Here is a 2,524-nt window from a genome sequence, read left to right as displayed (position 1 = left end):
TTCTCTCGGCCTGCCCGACGAGCGGATCGCATCCTCGCGGACCGTGGAGTTCGCCGAGAAGTTCCCGCCGATGGACGTCGTGCTGAACGCTCTCTCCGGTGAGTTCATCGACGCGTCACTGCGGTTGGTGCGTCCGGGTGGCCGGTTCCTGGAGATGGGCAAGACCGACGTCCGGGATCCGGACGGGGTGGACTACCAGGCGTTCGACCTCGCGGAGGCCGGCCCGGAGACCGTGCGGGAGATGCTGGCCGAGTTGCTGGCGTTGTTCGCCTCGGGGGTGATCGTGCCGTTGCCGGTGCGGTCGTGGCCGGTGGGGCGGGCGGTTGAGGCGTTTCGGTTCATGAGTCAGGCCAGGCACATCGGCAAGTTGGTGTTGAGGATGCCGCCGGTGTGGGACCGGGACGGGACTGTGTTGATCACGGGTGGTACTGGTGGTCTGGGTGTGGTGCTTGCGCGGCATCTGGTTGAGCGTGGGCATCGGCATGTGGTGCTGGCCAGTCGCACCGGTACCGATCCGGGTGGGCTGGGTGCCGAGATCACCGTGACCGCGTGCGACGTCACCGACCCGGCCGCGGTGCGCGCCCTGGTCGGCGGGCTCGACCAGCCGCTGACCGCGGTGGTCCATGCGGCGGGTGTGCTCGACGACGGCGTCATCGACCAGTTGACCCCAGAACGGCTCGCGACCGTGATGGCGCCCAAAGCCGGCGGCGCGTGGAATCTCCATGAGGCGACAAGGGACCACCCTCTCGCCGCGTTCGTCCTCTACTCGTCGGCCTCCGGTGTCATGGGCACCCCCGGGCAGGCCAGCTACGCCGCCGCGAACACCTATCTCGACGCCCTCGCCGCACACCGGCACGCACTCGGGCTACCGGCGACCTCCATCGCCTGGGGGCCGTGGGATCCGAGCGTCGGCATGACCGCCGGGCTCGCCGAGGCCGACACCAGGCGGACGGCGCAGGCCGGACTCGTCCACATCGGACCGGCACAGGGCGTTGCCATGTTCGAGGCGGCTGTCGCCGCGACCGGCCACCCGCTCGTCGTCGCCGCCGCGACCGGGATGGGCCAGACCTCCAGTGGGCCGGTCCCGGCGATCCTGCGCGACCTCGTCCGGAACGCCCGCCGCACGGCGGCCACCGGTGCCATCCGGTCCGATGTGGACTTCGCCGCGGCGCTCGCCGCGCGGCGGGAATCCGACCGGCTCGCCTATCTGGTGGAGCTGGTCCGCACCGAGGCGGCCGACGTCCTCACGTTCGCCTCGGCCGACGCGGTCGGTACCCATCAGGAGTTCCGGGACCAGGGCTTCGACTCGCTCACCGCCGTCGAACTCCGCAACCGGCTCGCCACGGCAACCGGCCTGCGGCTCCCGGCCACGCTGGTGTTCGACTACCCCCACCCCACGGCGCTGGCCACCTTCCTGCTGGGCGAACTCACCGGCGCCGGCCTGCCGGACACGGCGCCACTGACCGCCGCCGCCCGCACCGACGACCCGATCGTGATCGTCGGCATGAGCTGCCGGTACCCCGGCGGCGTGCGCTCGCCCGAGGACCTGTGGTCCCTGGTCGCCGACGGCCGCGACGCCGTCGTGCCCGCGCCAGCCGATCGTGGCTGGGAGCTCGACGGCGACCTGGTGGGTGGCTTCCTGGCCGACGCGACGGAGTTCGACGCGGCGTTCTTCGGCATCTCGCCGCGCGAGGCGACGGCCATGGACCCACAGCAGCGCGTCGTGCTCGAGACCGCCTGGGAGGCCTTCGAACGGGCCGGCATCGATCCGCGCGGCCTCGCCGGCACACCGACCGGCGTGTACCTCGGCGCCGCCGACGCCTCGTACGGCACCCTGCTCACCGGTTCCGGCGACGCCGGCATCGAGGGCTTCGTCATGACCGGGACGACGACGAGCGTCATCTCCGGCCGGATCGCCTACACCTTCGGCCTCGAAGGGCCGGCGGTCACCGTCGACACGGCGTGCTCGTCGTCGCTCGTGGCTCTCCACATGGCGACGCAGGCACTGCGCTCCGGGGAGTGCACGCTCGCGCTCGCCGGCGGCGTCGCGGTGCTCGCCACTCCCGGACCGTTCTCCGAGTTCGCCAAGCAGGGCGGCCTCGCCCCGGACGGGCTGTGCAAGGCCTACGCCGACACGGCCGACGGCACCGGCTGGGCGGAAGGCGCCGGCGTCCTCGTGCTGGAACGCCTGTCCGACGCCCGGCGCAACGGGCACCGCGTGCTCGCGATGGTGCGCGGCTCCGCGGTGAACTCCGATGGTGCGTCGAACGGCCTGACCGCGCCGAACGGTCCGTCGCAGCAGCGGGTGATCCGCAAGGCACTGGCCAACGCCGGGCTGTCCACTTCGGACGTCGACGTGGTCGAGGCGCACGGCACGGGTACTGCTTTGGGCGACCCGATCGAGGCGCAGGCGTTGCTGGCGACCTATGGCCAATCGCGCTCGACGCCGTTGCTCCTCGGGTCGGTGAAGTCGAACATCGGCCACACGCAGGCCGCCGCCGGTGTCGCCGCCGTGATCAAGATG

At 72.0% G+C, this 2,524-nt stretch carries 1 protein-coding gene; it reads left to right on the top strand.

The window, feature by feature from the left end; all coding sequences use genetic code 11:
• Positions 1 to 2,524 (top strand): SDR family NAD(P)-dependent oxidoreductase (locus VGD70_RS00300; protein WP_331076864.1); only part of this gene is annotated, 2,524 nt, incomplete at both ends.

Origin of the sequence: Actinophytocola sp. (assembly GCF_036402745.1) — a bacterium.
In the GTDB taxonomy this organism is placed as follows: Bacteria; Actinomycetota; Actinomycetes; order Mycobacteriales; family Pseudonocardiaceae; genus Actinophytocola.
The sequence above is the reverse complement of the archived record's forward strand: the minus strand, read 5'-3'. Positions and strand labels throughout refer to the sequence as shown.